Origin of the sequence: Neorhizobium sp. CSC1952, assembly GCF_030378245.1 — a bacterium.
GTDB classification, from domain to species: Bacteria; Pseudomonadota; Alphaproteobacteria; order Rhizobiales; family Rhizobiaceae; genus Neorhizobium; species Neorhizobium oryzae_A.
In genome coordinates this window covers 2,672,583-2,690,177 of sequence record NZ_CP128416.1, presented here as the reverse complement: position 1 = coordinate 2,690,177, position 17,595 = coordinate 2,672,583, and the positions used below count along the sequence as shown (strand labels likewise).

Here is a 17,595-nt window from a genome sequence, read left to right as displayed (position 1 = left end):
GCCCGGCCGCCTCGGCTTTTCCGCAAGACATGGGTTCCGCGCCAAGAAACCCTTCCTTCCGGCGGTTGGCGCCCTGACGGCGCGTCCCCTGCCTCAACGACCATCATCGGACGCCGGATTGCTCCCCAGATGGGTGACCGGTTCGCGACCCGGCTCCCTGCCCGATGACGCGGTCAGGATAGGCCCTGCAGACCGGGCGTGGACGACGCGGGGATATTTTTCCGCTCCTCCCGTTGAAACGGAAGCAGGATTTCTTTCACCACCGCCGGTTTCGTCCCCGCCTTCAGGCTGCCGGGATCCGGCGGCATGGCTGCTCTCGTCAGACACGGGGCAGCGCCATGCCCTACGGTTCCGGCAGGAAAGGAGGGCCGACGATCCTGACCGGTCTGTCGGTCAAAGGCTTGTCCTCTCCGCTGATGCTCGCCGTCGCCTCGTCCGATATCTGGTCCTGCTCCGTCTCCGGCCGCCCCACGGGGATCGGCACTACGCCCTGCGGAAGGTTTTCCGACATCATCCGTGCGAGCTGAACTTCCTGGATCCGGTCCACATAACGCTCCCAGTCGCACCGCCGGAAGTTTCCGTCGTCGCGATACCGGAAGGCTGTCCGGAGATCCCTGTAGCTCGTGCCGTCACGGACCGAAACCATCTCCTCCGTCTCGAGCGTCGGGTCCTGCCGAACATAGACCTCGATACCCTGATCCTCGCAGATGTACTGGCACTGCCTGAGGGTGACCTCCGCCGCAGCGGTACCCACGAATTGCGAGTTGGGCGCAGGAAACAGATAGCCGTCCGAAAGCCGGACGCAATAAAGCATGGCATTGCCGTAGCCGGATTTCTTCGGCGCCGGTTGCTTTGGCTCCGCGCTTTTGCTTCTGGCTGGGGCGCGGCAGGCTGCGGAAGCGGTTTTCCTGCCGCCAAGGTCTCTGCCGCCCGCGGATCTTCGCGCCTCTTCGATCTGGAACTGGACCTTTTTCCGCTGACTGGCGAGGTCGCGGCAGGCGTTGAACAGGCCGCCGCCCTTCGACACCTCCTCCGTGCATTCGCGCTTGCGCTCCATCGACCGGATCGCCGCCAATTGTCTGGCGAGCTGGGCGATCTGCGGATCGTTGACGCTTTTTGCCGAGCGGCTCTGACCTCCTGAAGGGGCGCAGCTTTCCGCACGTGATGCCGTCTGATCGACAAGCAGCGTAAGCGGGACGATAAGCGCTGCAAACCAGAAGCGGATCATCGTCGGCGATCCACGTCGCTCGGCCGCTCCTGACCGACGGCCTTCCTTCCCTTATGGAGATAGGCGGCCGCAGGAGCAGGCTTCAGAACGGAATCGGGATCAAGCCCTGCCACGAGGGCTGCCAGGGCCAGGCGCAGATAGGAAGGCGGCACCGGCCCGTCCAGGGACCTCAAAGCCGCCACGGATAGCCCCAGCTTGTGGGCGATCTCCTTGTCCGACAAGGAAAGAGCCTTTGCCGCACTTGCCAGGTACCCCTTGGAGTTCATGGGCGTTTCCACTCAACGCGGTTGAGGTCTCGGCGGACGCCCGTGATGGGGAGGTCTGGGACGATGGCCCCAATGGGGAGGCCTCGGACGATGGCCCCAATGGGGCGGGCGCGGCCGGGATATGATGGGCAGGCCTATGATCGGGCCGACATGGATGATCGGCCGGCGCCGGTTCTGGTACAGCGCCTGCAGGTAGTTGCTGGACGCCCAGCCCCGCCGGCCTGCGAAACTGACATCGCACCAGCTGTAGCCGGTAAGGCATCCCCGGATTGTGACCGTCGCCCCCGCCGGGATGGTGCCTATCCGCGCATACTCCGTCCCCGGGCCGGTTCTCATGTTCACCGAGCCGGTGGCATAGGCATTCGCTGCTTCGGCCAATGAGGGGAGCGATATCCCCATGAAAAGGGCAAGAGCCGCCGTAATGACTTTGGTTCGCATCGTTTCCTCGATCCGCTACGCTTTGCGTTGACGCTATAAATGCTGCAAATTACCAATAATCTCTCGGAGATCGGCGGGATGTCCCGCCGCCTCGATAAGCTCTCAGGAGGGCTGTGCGACGCCCTTGTCGGTTACGGAAGAAAGTTGGACTGCCGGATCGGTTCGAGCTCCTTTGCCGATTTTACGCCTGTTCCGGGCGGGTTAAGACCGTGCCACCAGTCTGTTCTTGATGAGCCCGACGACGATCTGGACGATGGCGCCTGCGACGCCGCCGCCCACGAACTGGCCCGCGAGAGCCGCTATGTCGAACCCGGCCGTGGCGGCCGTGGCGTCGCCGGTTGCTCCGCCCAGCAGGGCTCCCAGCAACTGGCCTCCGCCGACCCCTCCGGCCGCGCCGGCAATCAGATTGCCGATATTTCCGAGATCGGAGTCCTTCAGAACCTTGCCGCCGGCAGCTCCGCCGACAGCACCACCGATTATTTGTGCGAGAATGGCTTCCATCATTTCCTCCACTTCCACCGGTCCGCTGACCGCCAGCGGACTACCACTTGATGCTGATGCCTATATTCCCTTCCCAAATGCGGGTTTTCTCACCTCCAAGGTTGGTCGTGTAATCCACCGTCGCGAACAGGCTGACCTTCTCCGTCAGATTGGCGATGACGCCGCCCCCGATTTCGAGCGATGTTCCGCCGATCTCGGTGGTGATCGGATCGCCATCGAAACGGATCGTCTGGTCGGACGAGAAGTTGTGCCAGAGATTGGCCTTGAGATAGGGCTGGATGAGCCCCGCGTCCGTCTGGTATTTGCCCTGCAGCCGCAACCCGAGCCTGCCGGTAACGGCATTGTCGGAGTCGAACGAGACCGAAGAGAAACGATCGGAGGAATCGTCCAGCGAGAGGCGCTGCCAGACGATCTGTCCCTGAGGTTCGAGGCTCCATTGATCGTCGAGAGCGATCGGATAGCCGCCTTCCAGCGAGGCGGTCAGACTGGTTCCGTCGATGCCGATCGATTGGCCGGCATTTGACGAAGCGCTGCCGTCGAACCAGGTCCCCATCAGGATGGCGTCCACATACCAGCCCTGCGGCCCGATATGGCTCCAATAGCCGCCGAAGCTCGTGCCGCTGATGTTGATGTCGCCCACGGCAAGATCGTTCCAGCCGAGCGCCTGTCCCTTCACGTCGCCGTCCATCTTGGCATAGCCGAAGAAAAGGCCGAACCGGTCGAAATGACCGCCGCTTTCGTAACCGAACAGGTCCTGGCCCGCCTGGAAGCCGAAGAGGTTGCCGTCGAAGCTCGGCGAGACGGTACCGTCCCATCCCATCTCGGCATCCTGGCCGAAGGCGCGTCCCCAGGAGGTGGGCAGCCAGCCGCCGTCCTGGAGCAGGATTTGCTCGCCGCGCCGCTCGTGGAACGTGCCGAGCGTCGAGAGCGCCAGATGATGGGCTGCCGGCGGCACGACGGAGTATGTGGGAACCTCCATGCGATAGAGCGGCACGACCTCGGCGATGACAGGCGTCGCTCCGGGCGTCGGCGGTATCGCAGTCCCGCCCGGCACCGGCACAGGCGCCGGTGCCGTGGGCGGTGCCGGCGGCGGAGGAGGAGGTTCCGCCGGTTCGGCTGGAGGAGGTGCGGGCGGAGCTTCCGGCTCCGGATCGCTCGGAGCGACCGGAGGCGTGGGATCCACCGGTTCCGTCACGGGATCGCCTTCCGTCGGAGGATCGACGGCGGGAAGCTCCGATGCCGGCGGCGGCGGGGCCACTTCCGGCTCTTCCGGTTGAGGCTCCTCGGCCGGCGGGGATACCGGATCGGGCGCCGCAGCCGGCTCGGGCGGCGGTGCCGCCGGCGGCGTGACGAGCGTCGAGCGGAGATACCAGTTATCTTCCGTGTTCGCGGAAACGCCGCCCTTGAACAGATAGTATTCGTAGGCGCCGGCTGCGACACGTCCGTTGAGGGCGAAGGCCCCGTCCGCGCTCGTGCCGCCGACGTCCACCACCATGATGCCGTCCTGGGTGGTGACGTCGCCGGCGCCGCCGGCGTTGACGATGTTGAGACCCGTGGTGCCGGACGCATCGCCCCCGACGATCAGCCTGTCGGATGCGGAGGAATCGTCGCCGAGCACGGTGTTGAGGAATATCTGCCCGCCATTGCCGGTGTAGTTTCCGCCGATGGTGAACGTGTCGGTCGCGCCGTCGCCGCCATTGGTCAGGTCCAGGCGTCCCGCGTTGACGACCTCCACCAGCTGGCCGGCCGTGAAGGCGGCGATGCCGCCGTTGGCGCCCCCGCCGTAAATGGTGCTGGCCGCATCGACCGTAAGCGATCCCGTGCCGGTCCCGCTGTCGCCGAGCGTCAGGGTCTCGTCGAAGATGAGCTGGGTGTCGTTAGTGAGATCGATCGTTTCCCAGCTGTCGAAACGGGCGACGTCACCGGTCTTCACGTTGTCGAAGGTGATGGCATCCGTTCCGAGCCCGCCGGTGATCTGCGGCGTTGCCCCGATATTGGAATTGGTCAGGTTACTGAGGGATGCGGTGTCGTTGTCCCCGCCGAGATCGACCAGGCCGTAGATGATGCCGCCGCCGTTCCAGGTGAAAGTATCCGAGCCGACACTCAGCCGCACCTCGCCGCCGATCGTGCCGCCGGTGACCGTCACGCTGTCCGTGCCGCCGCTGACGCTGATATTGCCGCCGATCGTACCGCCGGAAAGAATGATCGTGTCGTTGCCGAAGCCGGTCACCAGGTTCTTGTCGATGATGCCGCCCGACATGTCGAACGTGTTGTCGTCGAGCTTCATGTTGACCCGGCCGATGCGGCCGCCGGTCATCTCGGCGTAATCGCCGTCTTCGAAGGAATCGATGATGCGGCCGCCGGTCATGCGGAAGGTATCGAGATTGTCGCCCTGGCTCAGCGAAAATATCTCGCCGCCGCTCATCTGGAAGTCGTCCGCGCCGCTGCCCTGCTGGACATTGCCGGTCACGCTTCCGCCGGAGATGATGAAGGTGTCGGCGCCGTCGCCCTGATTGACCGTACCGCTGATCGTGCCGGAGTGAATTTCGATCGTATCGGCTCCGGCGCCGAACACGACGTTTCCTGCGATCGTGCCCGTACCCGACGGCGGCAGAAGGAGCGTGTTGTTACCCCCCGTATCCGTCAGGCCTCCGATCGAGGTACCGCTGTCGCAAACATAATTGTCGTTTCCGACAGGGGCTGCGAAGGAACATGCCTGGGCGGGATCGGCTGAGAAGAGGACTGCGCCTGAAATCACACCGGTTCCGGAGAGCAGGAACCGCCTTAACACCTTCAAATCAGTACGATTGTTCATCGTCCCCCCGTCGATAGATGTGAAATGCCTACCCCGAGCAAATCCCCCGACCCATCGAGTACGCCACAGCAGCAACCGAAGCGCAACCCTGAGCCGAGCCCGCCGCATTCTCGCGGACATGGCGGAAGTTAGGGCGCTAACTAGAAAGTTGAAGGCCGCGTTCATCAAGTCAGTATATGCGAGGTTAACTCGGGAAAGTTTTTGCGGTTTTTGAAGGTTTTATTGCGCAGGAATCTCACAGAAAGCGAGTAGACTTGCCTGCCAGCGGCGGCGGACAAAACATTACTTATGTCTAAATTATCACCTAAAAATACAATGGGATGAGCATCTTACGGTTGAATGAGCAAAAAATTGACAAATATTCACCAAGATGTAACGGCGACGACCGGCTTCTCCTGCCCCCGCGAACACAAAAATGTGATCGAAAATTTAGTTTTCCCCTCCAATTCGACCTTCACCGAAGCGTTTCAGAGAGATTCTTCGAGGCGAATCAGTGCCCGGGCGGCGTCCTGTTCGCGCATTTTGCGGATGCCGCGGTGCCCGCTTCGAGGATAATCCCGGCCTGCGCCTGACGTCTTCCTCGCGCAGCGTCGCCGTCAATTCTTGGCCGAGCCCGGCTCCGCCATCTTGCGATGCTGCTTGGCGAGCATGCCGGCCGGCGTGACGTTGGCGGCAGCCGACATCAGCTTGTTCTTCCAGCCCGAAACGACATCGCCCTCGCCGTCCATCATCGCGTCATAGCCGATCTTCGCCACGAAGGCGGGATCGTCCTTCTTCGCTTGGCCGAGTTTTGTGTCCGTCAGGTCGGCGCGTTCGAAGAATTCGGTGTCCGTCGCGCCGGGCATCAGGCAGGTGACCGTCACGCCGGTATCCTTCAGTTCCTCGCGGAGCGCCAGGGAGAAGGAATTGATGAAGGCTTTCGTGCCGTTGTAGACCGCCTGAAACGTACCGGGCATGAAGCCCGCGATCGAGCCGGTGAAAAGGATACGGCCGCGGCCGCTCGCCCGCATGCGGTTGCCGACGTCATGAACCAGCGCGAGCGTGCCGCTGATATTGGTATCGATAACCCGTTGCACATCATGGATGTCTTCGTCGAGAAAGCCTTTGCCGAGGCCCCGGCCCGCATTGGCCATCAGAAGATCGACCGGCCGGCCGAGCGCGGAAATACCGGCCACGAAACGGCGCACACCGTCCTGGGTCGAGAGATCCGCCTGCATGGCTTCGACCTCTACTCCGAACTCCCTGAGTTTCATGGCCGCTTCCTGAACCTGCGGCTCGTCGGCGGCGATCGCAAGGTCGTAACCGTTCTGCGCGGCGCATTTCGCCAGTTCGTAACCGATGCCGGTCGAGGCCCCGGTGACGACCGCAAGACCCTTGCTTGTTTCGGCGGAGTTCATGGTCTTCTCCTTTACGGTTTCATGACGACCTTGATGCAGCCGTCCTGCTTGTCGCGGAAGGTCTTGTAGAGTTCGGGACCCTCGTCCAGCGTCGCGCGATGCGTGATGACGAAGGACGGGTCGATCTCTCCCCGCTCGATACGGCCCATGAGGACCGGCAGGTAATGCTGCACCGGCGTCTGGGCCATCCGGAACGTCAAACCGCGGTTGATGGCCGAACCCATCGGAATCTTGTCGAGAAAGCCGCCATAGACGCCGACGATGGAGACGGTGCCGAAATTGCGGCAGCAATGGATCGCCTGCCGCAGGACATGCGGCCGGTCGGTGCCCATGAAAGTGGCGACCTTGATCCGGTCCCAGCGCGAATCCCAGCTTGCCGACGCTTCCGCTTCCGTGCCGACCGCATCGATGCAGGCGTCCGCGCCGCGGCCATCGGTCAGTTCCATGATCCGGTCGTAGATGTCCTCTTCCATGAAATCCAAGGGCAATGCACCCGCCGAGGCGGCAAGCGCCAGCCGTTCCGGCACCGTATCGACCGCAAGCACCCGCTCGGCCCCGAGCAGGAAGGCGGAGCGGATCGCCATCTGGCCGACCGGACCGCAGCCCCAGACGGCGATCGTGTCTCCCGGCTGGATATTGCAGAAATCGGCGGCCATATAGCCGGTCGGAAAGATGTCGGAGAGAAAGAGCACCTGTTCGTCCGACAGCCCCTCCGGAACCTTGACCGGCCCCACATCCGCATAGGGAATGCGAAGATACTCCGCCTGGCCGCCGCTGTAGCCGCCGAGCAGATGCGAATAGCCGAACAGGCCGGCGGGCGAATTGCCCCAGAGCTTCGTGACCTTGCTGCGGTCGGGATTGGAACGCTCGCAACCCGAATAGAAGCCGCGCTGGCAGAAGAAGCATTCGCCGCAGGAAATGGTGAACGGCACCACCACCCGGTCGCCCACTTTCAGCTTCGCATTGTCCTTGCCGACTTCGACGACCTCTCCCATGGTCTCATGGCCCATGATGTCGCCGCTGTGCATGTCGGGCATCACGCCGTCGTAGAGATGCAGGTCGGAACCGCAGATGGCGCAGGCGGTCACCCTGATGATGGCGTCCCTGCCGTCCTGGATTTCGGGATCGGGGACGCTTTCGCAGCGGATATCGTGCTTGCCGTGCCAGGTAAGTGCTTTCATCGGGAGGTCCTCTGATCGAGCGCCCCGGGATGGGGCCATCGGGTGTTACAGGCCCGGCATCGGACGCGATCTGGACGCGAACCCGTGCAGAACCCGTCCTTGGTGCGACGGCGATGGCCACGGCTGCCGTGGCCATCGCCCGGAACTTCGTTCCGAAACCGAGGCTATTTATCCAGGTCTCTGGCCATCTGGAGATGATGCTCCAGGGCCGGAGCGGTCTTTGCGGCCCAGCTCTTGAGGTCGGTGTTGTCGCCTTCCTCGCCGTAGCGCTTGAAGAGATCGACCGCATCCTCATGGGCATCGACCTGATCCGAGCGGTATTGCTCCGTGAATTCCTCTCCCTGCAGGCCCTTCAGCTTGTCGAGCATCTCCTTATGGTCCGGGATCATGGCAGTCGGCACGGCCGCCTTCACCTTCCCGCCATCGACGAGCTGCTTGAGTTCCGTCGTCGTCTTCTGATGATCCTGGATCATCTGCTGCGCGAATGCCTTGGTCGCGTCGTCGGCGCGCTCGGCGGCGAGCTTGCTGGATTCGATCTCGAACATGTCGCTGCTGGCAGCTTCCGTCACGAAGTCCTCCGTCTTGGGAGGGATGCCCGCAAGCGAGTTGACGCCCGATTTTTCCGCTGCCGACTGGGCAAACACCGAGGTTGCCGCCAGGACCATGGCAGCCGTTAAAGCGATCTTTTTCATAAGATTCTCCTTTCGCCCCAGCACGAACAAGGCATCTCCCGCATAGTTCCAGGCGGCCCATGAAAATCTGGCCGGATGCCCATGCCGAGAAGCCGGCGGCGACCTCGACGCCGCGTCAATGCCGCTCGCATTTCTCCTGCGGCTGCGGCTCGTTTGCGCCTGCGGTCGCCGGCCGCTCGCCCGAAACGGTGCCCGTCATCTTCTCGCAATCCTGACCGTGCTTCTTGACGCTGTTGGTGACGGCGTTGTCCGGCCGGGGAATTGCCTGAGTGCCGACCGGGCCGCCCGCATCCGCTCCCGGCGTCGGGGACGTATCGGGCGTGAACGTGCCTCCCTGCTGCCCGAGGGCCGGCCCGGCAAGAACCGCAAGGAAAACAGCGGCTGCAAAATTCCGATTGAGCATGATTGAGCCTCCATTGACGGCCCAACCTTCTGTCGCGGCAATAGTTCCTTGCCCGATCAGCGTCGGCTTTTGGAACTTCGCGCTTCCATGAAAGTTGGTCTGGCACGAAAGTTGGTCTGGCATGAACGACGAAGACAAACGGCAGGAAAGTACCGAGCGGAAAGCGAGCTTCAACATGATGAAGTTCGTCGCGACCATCTTTGCGATCGCGCTCATCGTGGCGGCAATCTGGTTTTTCTTCCTTACGCCGGGCGATCCGTCGGCGGTCGCAGGCTAGGCGACAAGAACTGACAGGAAGAGCTGCTGAAGCCGGGAACGGCCGACCCATGATTTTCCCTGCATGAGGTTTCCCTCCGTCATTGGTCGATGGCGTGCGGGGAAGCCGTTCCGGCCTCGTCGTTTACGGACGCCCGGAATGGTCTGGAGCCGAATACGGCAAGGAGCGCCACGATCACGACGATGCCCAGAATGTAGATATTGCGCTTGCTCATGCTGCACTCCGAATTCGTGTCCGCAACCATGAACGGGTGCTTCAAATGCTCGGAAGGAAAATCGCGACCTCCCTCCGGCGCTCCTCATCAAGCGGCTCGATCCGTTCGCTCCAGAATCTATCCGCCTCCGGAGGCTCGTCCTCCCACAGGCGGGTATTGACGATGTTGTCGTCGATCTTGGACTTTCGCCGACCACCGAGCCGCAGATATTCCTCTGCCAGTTTCTGTGCCTCCGTCATCTTTGTCTCCTGAAGTAGAGCGTAGCCGTGGCAAGGCCTTTCTGGCTATCATCGGCTCTCATGCCGCCATACGGCGGCAGCTTTCCGCGCACTTGCGGCAGGCCTCGACACACTCGTCCATGTCGCCCACCTGCTCGCAGTCGGCTGCGCACTCTTCGCAGATCTCGGCGCATTCGCCGCAGGTGTGCTTGTGATGTGGCGTGCCGATCAACATGAAATGCGCCGCCGTCCGGCAGATTTCGGCACAAGCCATCATCAGCCGGAAGTGGGCAGGCTCCGTATGCCTGCCGCCCGTTTCAAGACAATGATTCATCGCCGTCGAGAGGCAGACGGAATAGCAACTCAGGCAGTTGTCGATACATTCCTTCATCTTCGGATCGATATGCATCATGTGAAATCCTCCATGAGCCGGGCTTGGTGACGTCGGCGGCGGGCCTCTCAGGTCGAACGCGGCTGGGCCGGTCCCTTCTGTTTCGATCCGTCATCCGGGCGGTCGGATCCCTTGTCGGTCGATCCTTTGCGCTTCAGCTCGTTTTCGATGGTCCGGCGCGAGCCTTCCGCCGGATCCTTGTCTTTTGGATCTGCCATCTGGTCCTCCTGTATCGGCCGTCAAACCTGCGGCGGTCGAAGATGTTCCTGCAATCGGCGGCAAGTTCTGGAACTATCGTCGTTCCTCCCGGTTGGTTGCCTGGCGACAGATGGTGAAGATGATGCGTTCTACCGAAGACGTATTCGAGGATCACCTGAGGCTTCGGCTCGACGGTGATATTGAGGAGGACCTGCGCCGCAACTACGCGCCGGACGTCATCTTGCTCACGTGCAACTCCAACGAAGCGGGACACGACGCAATCCGGAAATCCTCCCTCCGATTGAACGACCAGATGCCGGAAGCGACGTTCGAGTTTCTTTCCAGGCAGACCCGTGGGCAGTTCGCGCTGCTTATCTGGCGAGGAACCTCCCCGCATTTCCAAGCTATCGACGGCGCGGATACTTTTGTCATCGAGAACGGCAAGATCGTCTTCCAGTCCATCCACTACCGGCTGCTCGAGCCGTCGGTGCGGCAATAAGCCGGCGACCCGTGCGGAAATGATGTCTCCGGTTTCTTGAGATGACTCTCATCGAAGCCGGTACGAGCATGCCGCGACCTCCCGGGACAGCGCGGGAACATTGAACCGGCGAAAGCATTTTCGCATGTGCATGGGTACCCAAACCTCGTGCACACGGTGCGTCATGAACAAGTTCTTTACCCGCTTCGCAGGAAACATCGCCTCTTTCGCCGGTTCGCCGGTCGCCTTCGTCGCGGCACTCGGCGCCGTCCTCGTATGGGCCATGACCGGCCCGCTCTTCGGCTTTTCCGAGGTCTGGCAGCTCGTCATCAACACCGGGACGACGATCGTCACCTTCCTGATGATCTTCCTGGTGCAGAACTCGCAGAACAGGGATTCCGCGGCCATGGAGGCCAAGCTGGACGAACTCTTGCGCGCGGTCGAGCAGGCCCGGGCGGACTTCATCGGCATAGAGCATCTCACCGACGGCGAGATCGAGAAGATTCGCGCCCGCCTCGAAAAGGACACCGGGCCGGGAAACCAAAAGCCCCCGTCGCAGGATGCCGTCGGCCGCCTGCTTTCCCGCCGCTGAGGCGGCGAGCCGCTACGGCTTTTGCCCCTTCATCACCATGGCCTGCGGCGGAATTCGCACGGCGGCGCATGTCCCTCTCCTCCGCTCGCGGATCGAGCCGGCCTTTCGAACTGCAAGGGGAAAGAAGAGTTCCCGAAGACGGTTATTTCGGGTTTCCGCGCCCGTCGTTCTTCAGCCGGGGCAAAACCTCCCGCCCGAAGACATCGATGAACTCCCGCTGGTTGCGCCCGACGTTGTGGACGTAGATCTGCTCGAAACCCATCGCGGCATCGGCTTGCAGCCATTCGATGTGCCGATGCGGATCGGCCGAAATGCGCACATGCCGGTCCATGTCTTCCGGCCGCACCTTGACGCAAGCCTGATCGAACTCCTCCGGCAGACGGAGCGTTTCGGAGACCGCGGCCGTGGTGGCGTTGCTCCGCCACTGGTCGAAGGCATTCGCGCGGGCCTCGTCGTCGGAACGGGCGTAGGACAGATGCACCTGCAGATAGAGCGGCTTGCCTTTTCCGCCGCCGCGCCGGAAGGCGCCGACGATCTCCTGCAGGCTCTCCCGCGGCTGGTTGATGGTGATCAGCGCATCGGCCCAGCCCGCCGCCCATTCCGCCGTCCCGGGCGACAGGGCGCCGGCAACGAGGCGGGGCAGCGCCTCGGGCAGAGTGTGGATGCGCGCCTCGTCCACCCTGATCGGCCCCTCGCGGCTCACCAGTTTGCCGGACCACAGATCGCGGACGATCCCGACCGCCGCCTGCAGCCGTTCGTTCCGCTCCCGCTTCGAAGGCCAGCGTTCGCCGGTGATGTGCTCGTTCATCGCCTGGCCGCTGCCGACCGCCATCCAGGGGAACCGTCCCGGAAACATCTCGGCAACCGTCGCGGCCGCCTGCGCCGTGACGACCGGATGGTAGCGCCAGCCGAGGGGCACCGTGATGATGCCGAACGGAATGGCTTGCGTCGCCTGCAGCGCCGCCCCGAGCCAGGCCCAGGCGAAACCCGACTGGCCCTGCCGCTCGCTCCACGGTGTCAGGTGATCGGAAGACATCACCGCCTCGAAACCTGCCGCCTCCGCAGCCTGCACGCAGCCGAGGAGCTCGCGCGGCGAAAACTGTTCGTGGGAAGCGTGATAGCCGACGAGCGTCATGAGCCATTCCCTTCGGAAATCAGCCACCGGTAGGAATAGGGTTCGAGTTTCAAGCGCGGGTTTTCCGTGACCTCGAATTCGGCGTCGTTCATCAGATCGCGAAAGCGCTTGGGCTGCATGCCGCCGAAATGGATTTCCGTCTCGATCCGCCGGCCCGCCAGATTATGGACGAGCAAGAGCAGGTCGCCGGCGTCTTCGAAGCCATGCACGAGGACCGCGGGATCGCCCGCGCTCAGCCTGACCGGCCGCCCTTTGGTGAAAATCGGCTGGCTTCGGCGAAGGCTGACGAACCGCTTGATCTTGTTCAACAGAGAGTCGGGGTCCTTCTGCTGGTCGGCGACATTCACCTTCCTGTAGGAGAAAGGGCCTTCCGCCACGACCGGTTGGCACAGCTTTCCGGCATTCGCCGCCGAAAACCCGCCGTTCTTCTCGGCCGACCATTGCATCGGCACCCGGACGGAATTGCGTCCGGGCTGGGAGAGGTCCTCGCCGATGCCGATTTCATCGCCGTAGACGATAAGCGGCGGCCCCCTGAGCGAGAAAACGATGCTGAAGGCAAGCTCGATCCGCCGCCGGTCCCCGTTCAGCATGGGTGCGACGCGGCGCCGGATGCCGCGCCCGAAGACCTGCATTTCCTCCTTCGGAGCGAAGGCATCGAACGCCGCCTGCTTCAGATCCGGCGGCACCCGGGAAAAATCGAGCTCGTCGAGATTGCGCAGGAAATTGACCCAGCCGCAGCCCGGCGGCGGTTCGGGAAGAAGGCTCAGTCCCTGGTTGATTGCGGATGCGTCCTCTCTGGCGAAGCCGGCGAAGATGTAGCAGGCCAGCATGAAGTTGAGCAGAAGCTGGAGCTGGTCGCCTTCGCCGAAGAAGGCGTCGGACGCCTCGGGCGGAAGATTGACTTCTCCGAGAAGCACCCCGCCCGGGCGGCGGCCCTGCAGATAGGCGCCGATCTGCCTGAGGATGCCGTGCGGATCGCGAGGATTGGCATGTTCGAGCCCCTTGTCCGCGATGATGAGCGGGGCCGCGTCCAGCCGGAACCCGCTGACGCCGAAGGCGATCCAATAGTCCACGATCCGCAGGATTTCCTCCCGGACCTGGGGATTTGCGGCGTTCAGCTCCGGCTGAAAATCATAGAAGTGATGGAAGTAATAGGCGCGGGCGATCTCGTCATAGGTCCAGAGACTGTTCACTTCGCCCGGAAAGATCGATTTGGCGCCGGCAGCGACAGGCGGGGGATCGGCGCTCCAGACATAGTAATCGCGATAGCGCGTCTTGTCGTCCCGCCGCGCGGCCTGGAACCAGGGATGCTGGTCCGATGTGTGATTGACGACCAGATCGATCACCACGCGGATGCCATGCTCTCCGGCGCTGTGCAGGAATGTCAGGAAGTCGTCGAGCGTCCCGACCTTGGGATTGACGGAATAGAAATCGCTGACGTCATAGCCGTTGTCGCGGTCCGGGCTGCGATAGAACGGCAGGAGCCAGATGCAGGTGATGCCGAGCTCCGAAAGATAGGTCAGCTTCTCCGTCAGCCCGATGAAATCCCCGATGCCGTCGCCGTTTCCGTCGGCGAACTTCTCGACATCGATGCTGTAGATGACCGCTTCTTCATACCAGTTGCTGCTCGGATTCTGCACTCCCACGGATCTCCTGCCATTTCTGCCCGCAGGCACATAAACGGGCAGAGGATGGGCAAGTTCCGTCAGGGCATCCGATCGGTTCAGGCTTTTGCCGTACCGGCTGTCACCTGACGCCGTTCGTCACCGGCCGCGGCTCCGCCGCCGGGTGGCTTGGTCCCGCACGGTCAGCGGGTCAGCGGATAGAGGAGCTGCCCGTCCTCCTCTCCACGCGGAAATGCGCCCTCCCGGTTGCGTTTTTCCGCCTGGCGGTATCCGAGCGGGCTGATGCCGATATAGCGCTTGAACATGCGCGAGAAATAATAGGCGTCGGAATAGCCCGAGAGCTCCGCCGCCCGTTTCACGCTGCAGCCGCCGGCCATCAGGCCCATCGCCCGTTCCATCCGCTTGAACTCCTGGAACTTGTCGGGGGTCCAGCCCACGCGCTTGCGGAACTCGCGCTTGAAATAGTCGGAGTTATAGGGCGCGGAACTCAAGGCCCGCTCCACGATGGAGTCGTTGAGCGGATCGGCGGCGATCTGGCTCGCCACGACCATGATGGAGAGCGAAAGCGCATCGGGATTGTTGACGTTCCCGACCGACTGCTCCCGCCAGCCGATATGCGCCTGTTCGAGGAACTCGATCAGCAGGAACATGAAGAGGTGGTGCTGCAGGAGCGTCGTCGAATAGGGCGGCGAATTGTCGTGGTAGTAACGGGTGAGCGGCTCCATCATCTCCCAGCGGGCAAGGGTGACGGACCGTTTCAGGTGCATCTGGGAAATCATGTCCAGCCGGCCGAAAAGGTCCAGCGTGAAATGCTGTGCGATCCCCGTATAGGGCTCCCTCGAGGTCGAGTAGCCGGTGAAGCGCACTCCGGCCGGCAGGAGCATAGCCCGCCCCGGCTTTATCTCTACGGTTTCGCCCTCGACCTCGTAATTCGCCGAGCCCGTCAGGCAGATGATGAGATCATGCACGCTGTTCGATTTGTCGACGCTCCAGGTGTGGGAATGCTGCATCCTTATGGTTGAGCGCGTCAGCGTCAGCGCCAGCGCGCCCATGGGAATCCCGGCCAGAAAGCTACCTTCGATTTTCTCCATCCTTTTCCCCGAATTTGTCGATTTGATCTCCCAGGCAACGTGAGAATATCAACGCGGGAGCTTGGACCTCAACAGATCTGAGATATCAATGGGAGGAATTGGCGGATTATTTGCGGGACATTGCCGGGGAAGGCTGGTCCGCATGTCGAAACGCCAGACATTGCGATGCACAATAACGGAAATGGCTCTTCGTTCAATATTGCCTATGTCGGAGGCGGCTCGCTCAACTGGGCGACGAAACTCATGGGCGACCTTGCCTATGACGGGACGGCCGCGGCGCATGTCCGGCTCTACGATCTCGACCAGACGGCGGCCGGGCGCAATGCCCGCATCGGCATGCGCTACGCCGAACGGGCGGGCCAGACGGAGCGCCTGCGGTATACCGCGGAGCCTTCGCTGAAATCGGCGCTCACGGGAGCGGATTTCGTCATCATCTCCATCCTGCCCGGAAGCTTCGACGACATGGCGCATGACATCGCCATCCCCGAGCGCTACGGCATCCGGCAATCGGTCGGCGACACGGTGGGTCCCGGCGGCTTCATCCGTGCGCTGCGCGCCATCCCGCAGCTTGCCGAGATCGCGGCGGCGATCGCCGAGTTCTGCCCGAAGGCCTATGTCTGCAACCTGACCAACCCGATGTCGGTGCTGACCGGAACGCTCTACAAGGTCTTTCCGGAAATCCGCGCCTGGGGCTCCTGCCACGAGGTCATCAAGATCCGCAAGCTGATGGCCTTCCTCGCCAATCGCCGCAGGGGCGAGGTGGCGTTCGGATACCGGGACGCCAAGGTGAACGTCCTCGGCATCAACCACTTCACCTTCGTCGACGCCGCCTCCGTCGGAGGCATGGACATGATGGCCGACTACATGGCCTTCGCGAAGGAACACCATGCCGCCGGGTGGCGCGAAAGCCCGATCGACCCTGCGGACGAGCATGCCCGCTATTTCGAGGACATGAACCGCGTGAAGTTCGATCTCGCCTGCCGCTTCGGCATCGCAGGCGCCGCGGGTGACCGGCATCTGGCGGAATTCATGCCGCAGTCCTGGTACCTGGACGAAAACGAAAGGTGGAAGTTCGGCCTGACCCCAGTCGATTACCGCATTCGTGAGCGTACCGAAAAACAGGCCGCCGCGGCTGCGCTCGATGCCGGTGCACCCCTCCCCCCGCCGGCGCCCTCCGACGAGGCGATCGTCGAGCAGATCAAGGCGCTGACCGGCGGCCCGGAACACATCAGCAACGTCAACCTGCCGAACATGGGCCAGATGCAGGGCCTGCCGTTTGGCGCGATCGTCGAGACGAACGCGCGCTTCAGTGGCCTCGGAGTCCAGCCGGTCCACGCGGGCCGCCTGCCGGCGGCGCTGGAGGTGATCGTCCGGCCGCATACCGAACGGCAGACGGCGCTGGTCGAGGCCGTTCTCGCCCATGACGGCGATGCGCTCCTGCCGTTGTTCCTGTCAGACCCGCTCGTCGCCGCGCTCTCTCCCGATCGCGCTGCCGCCATGTTCCGCGAGATGGTTGCCGCGACGATGCACCGGCTGCCGGAAGCCCTGGCAAAAGCGGGGAAAGCTGCATGAGCGGAGACAACCGGTTCCTGGGGCTTTTCTACCTGTCGCCCTATATCATCGGGCTGCTGGTCTTCACGACCTTGCCCTTCGTCGCCTCGCTCTACCTGAGCTTCACCAACTACAACCTGATGAACGAGCCGATCTTCACCGGCCTGGCGAACTACATCAAGCTCTTCACCAGCGACCGCACCTTCCGCAAGTCGCTCTGGGTGACGCTGGTCTACGTCTTCACGACGGTGCCGCTGAAGCTCGCTTTCGCGCTCTTCATGGCGGTGATCCTGAATTACAAGCTGAAGTTCATCAATGTCTTCCGCACCGCCTATTACGTGCCTTCGATCCTCGGTGGTTCGATCGCGATCGCCGTCCTCTGGCGCTACATCTTCGCGGATGTCGGCCTGGTCAACATGGGCCTGCAGCTCGTCGGCCTGGAACCCGTCAACTGGTTCGGCGATCCGACCAACGCGCTGTTCACCATCACGCTGCTGCGCCTCTGGCAGTTCGGCTCCGCCATGGTGATCTTCCTCGCCGCGCTACAGAGCATCGACAGAACGCTCTACGAGGCGGCCGCAATCGACGGCGCCGGCAAATGGACGAGCTTCGTCCATATCACCCTGCCGCTCATCACGCCGGTCATTTTCTTCAACCTGATCATGCAGATGGTCCAGGCCTTCCAGGAGTTCAACGGCCCCTACATCATCACGCAAGGGGGGCCGCTGAAATCCACCTATCTCCTGCCGATCTACATCTATGACGAAGCCTTCAAGCGTTTCGACATGGGTTATGCCTCGGCGATCGCCTGGGTCCTCTTCGTCATCATCATGGCACTCACCCTCGTCGCCTTCTGGTCCTCGCGCCACTGGGTCTACTACGCCGGCGACAAGAGGAGCTGACC

Annotated in this window: 21 protein-coding genes; 5 read left to right on the top strand and 16 right to left on the bottom strand. The window is 62.7% G+C overall.

Annotated features, from left to right (window positions below):
* Positions 1 to 343 precede the first annotated feature (343 nt).
* The 9 genes from QTA58_RS13150 to QTA58_RS13110 form a co-directional block, all read right to left on the bottom strand.
* Complete coding sequence (locus QTA58_RS13150; protein ID WP_289669177.1) at positions 344 to 1,228, bottom strand: DUF2865 domain-containing protein; 885 nt, start codon at positions 1,226 to 1,228, stop codon at positions 344 to 346.
* Positions 1,225 to 1,494: a hypothetical protein gene (locus QTA58_RS13145; protein ID WP_289669176.1), complete on the bottom strand. Its 270-nt coding sequence runs from the start codon at positions 1,492 to 1,494 to the stop codon at positions 1,225 to 1,227. Before QTA58_RS13145 ends, QTA58_RS13150 begins: the two co-directional genes overlap by 4 nt.
* A 12-nt stretch (positions 1,495 to 1,506) precedes the next feature.
* Positions 1,507 to 1,830, bottom strand: coding sequence for an SH3 domain-containing protein (locus QTA58_RS13140; protein ID WP_234810937.1), 324 nt, complete (start codon positions 1,828 to 1,830; stop codon positions 1,507 to 1,509).
* A gap of 303 nt (positions 1,831 to 2,133) precedes the next feature.
* Complete coding sequence (locus tag QTA58_RS13135) at positions 2,134 to 2,436, bottom strand: hypothetical protein (protein WP_289669175.1); 303 nt, start codon at positions 2,434 to 2,436, stop codon at positions 2,134 to 2,136.
* Positions 2,437 to 2,473: 37 nt separating this feature from the next.
* Positions 2,474 to 5,248: an autotransporter outer membrane beta-barrel domain-containing protein gene (locus tag QTA58_RS13130; RefSeq protein ID WP_289669174.1), complete on the bottom strand. Its 2,775-nt coding sequence runs from the start codon at positions 5,246 to 5,248 to the stop codon at positions 2,474 to 2,476.
* A gap of 596 nt (positions 5,249 to 5,844) precedes the next feature.
* Positions 5,845 to 6,645 (bottom strand): SDR family NAD(P)-dependent oxidoreductase, encoded by an 801-nt coding sequence (locus QTA58_RS13125; RefSeq protein WP_289669173.1) that lies wholly within the window; start codon positions 6,643 to 6,645, stop codon positions 5,845 to 5,847.
* Between the two features lie 11 nt (positions 6,646 to 6,656).
* Positions 6,657 to 7,826: a zinc-dependent alcohol dehydrogenase gene (locus QTA58_RS13120; protein ID WP_289669172.1), complete on the bottom strand. Its 1,170-nt coding sequence runs from the start codon at positions 7,824 to 7,826 to the stop codon at positions 6,657 to 6,659.
* 164 nt (positions 7,827 to 7,990) lie between these two features.
* On the bottom strand, positions 7,991 to 8,518 hold the full coding sequence (locus tag QTA58_RS13115) for a DUF4142 domain-containing protein (RefSeq protein WP_289669171.1): 528 nt from the start codon (positions 8,516 to 8,518) through the stop codon (positions 7,991 to 7,993).
* Positions 8,519 to 8,633: 115 nt separating this feature from the next.
* The gene (locus QTA58_RS13110; RefSeq protein ID WP_085420560.1) at positions 8,634 to 8,921 is read right to left on the bottom strand and encodes a hypothetical protein; all 288 of its coding nucleotides are present in this window, start codon (positions 8,919 to 8,921) and stop codon (positions 8,634 to 8,636) included.
* A 121-nt stretch (positions 8,922 to 9,042) separates the two neighbouring features.
* Between QTA58_RS13110 and QTA58_RS13105 the strand changes: the two genes are divergently transcribed.
* Positions 9,043 to 9,198, top strand: a complete 156-nt coding sequence (locus QTA58_RS13105) for a hypothetical protein (RefSeq protein WP_200814026.1) — start codon at positions 9,043 to 9,045, stop codon at positions 9,196 to 9,198.
* A gap of 79 nt (positions 9,199 to 9,277) precedes the next feature.
* On the opposite strand, the gene QTA58_RS13100 is transcribed toward QTA58_RS13105, so the two are convergent.
* The 4 genes from QTA58_RS13100 to QTA58_RS13085 are packed head-to-tail and all read right to left on the bottom strand — an operon-like array spanning position 9,278 to position 10,239.
* Positions 9,278 to 9,412 (bottom strand): hypothetical protein, encoded by a 135-nt coding sequence (locus QTA58_RS13100; RefSeq protein ID WP_289669170.1) that lies wholly within the window; start codon positions 9,410 to 9,412, stop codon positions 9,278 to 9,280.
* Between the two features lie 41 nt (positions 9,413 to 9,453).
* Complete coding sequence (locus QTA58_RS13095) at positions 9,454 to 9,651, bottom strand: hypothetical protein (protein WP_289669169.1); 198 nt, start codon at positions 9,649 to 9,651, stop codon at positions 9,454 to 9,456.
* A 58-nt stretch (positions 9,652 to 9,709) separates the two neighbouring features.
* Positions 9,710 to 10,042, bottom strand: coding sequence for a four-helix bundle copper-binding protein (locus tag QTA58_RS13090; RefSeq protein WP_289669168.1), 333 nt, complete (start codon positions 10,040 to 10,042; stop codon positions 9,710 to 9,712).
* 47 nt (positions 10,043 to 10,089) lie between these two features.
* A complete protein-coding gene (locus QTA58_RS13085) occupies positions 10,090 to 10,239 on the bottom strand; it encodes a hypothetical protein (protein ID WP_289669167.1) in 150 nt (49 codons plus the stop codon).
* On the opposite strand from QTA58_RS13085, the gene QTA58_RS13080 reads away from it, so the two are divergent.
* Positions 10,227 to 10,718 (top strand): nuclear transport factor 2 family protein, encoded by a 492-nt coding sequence (locus tag QTA58_RS13080; protein ID WP_289669166.1) that lies wholly within the window; start codon positions 10,227 to 10,229, stop codon positions 10,716 to 10,718. The two genes, QTA58_RS13085 and QTA58_RS13080, sit on opposite strands and share 13 nt — an antisense overlap.
* A 163-nt stretch (positions 10,719 to 10,881) precedes the next feature.
* Positions 10,882 to 11,289 carry a low affinity iron permease family protein gene (locus QTA58_RS13075; RefSeq protein WP_289669165.1) on the top strand — a complete coding sequence of 136 codons (408 nt, stop codon included), beginning with the start codon at positions 10,882 to 10,884 and terminating at the stop codon, positions 11,287 to 11,289.
* A 142-nt stretch (positions 11,290 to 11,431) separates the two neighbouring features.
* On the opposite strand, the gene QTA58_RS13070 is transcribed toward QTA58_RS13075, so the two are convergent.
* The 3 genes from QTA58_RS13070 to QTA58_RS13060 form a co-directional block, all read right to left on the bottom strand.
* Positions 11,432 to 12,424: a TIGR03885 family FMN-dependent LLM class oxidoreductase gene (locus tag QTA58_RS13070; protein ID WP_289669164.1), complete on the bottom strand. Its 993-nt coding sequence runs from the start codon at positions 12,422 to 12,424 to the stop codon at positions 11,432 to 11,434.
* On the bottom strand, positions 12,421 to 14,064 hold the full coding sequence (locus QTA58_RS13065; protein WP_289669163.1) for an alpha-amylase family protein: 1,644 nt from the start codon (positions 14,062 to 14,064) through the stop codon (positions 12,421 to 12,423). Before QTA58_RS13065 ends, QTA58_RS13070 begins: the two co-directional genes overlap by 4 nt.
* A gap of 167 nt (positions 14,065 to 14,231) precedes the next feature.
* A complete protein-coding gene (locus QTA58_RS13060; RefSeq protein WP_289669162.1) occupies positions 14,232 to 15,140 on the bottom strand; it encodes an AraC family transcriptional regulator in 909 nt (302 codons plus the stop codon).
* 165 nt (positions 15,141 to 15,305) lie between these two features.
* Here QTA58_RS13060 and QTA58_RS13055 point away from each other — a divergent pair, with 165 nt between their 5' ends.
* Together QTA58_RS13055 and QTA58_RS13050 are read left to right on the top strand one after the other, a co-directional pair.
* Complete coding sequence (locus QTA58_RS13055) at positions 15,306 to 16,712, top strand: alpha-galactosidase (protein ID WP_289669161.1); 1,407 nt, start codon at positions 15,306 to 15,308, stop codon at positions 16,710 to 16,712.
* On the top strand, positions 16,709 to 17,593 hold the full coding sequence (locus QTA58_RS13050) for a sugar ABC transporter permease (protein WP_289669160.1): 885 nt from the start codon (positions 16,709 to 16,711) through the stop codon (positions 17,591 to 17,593). The genes QTA58_RS13055 and QTA58_RS13050 overlap by 4 nt, the downstream gene beginning before the upstream one ends.
* Positions 17,594 to 17,595: the final 2 nt, after the last annotated feature.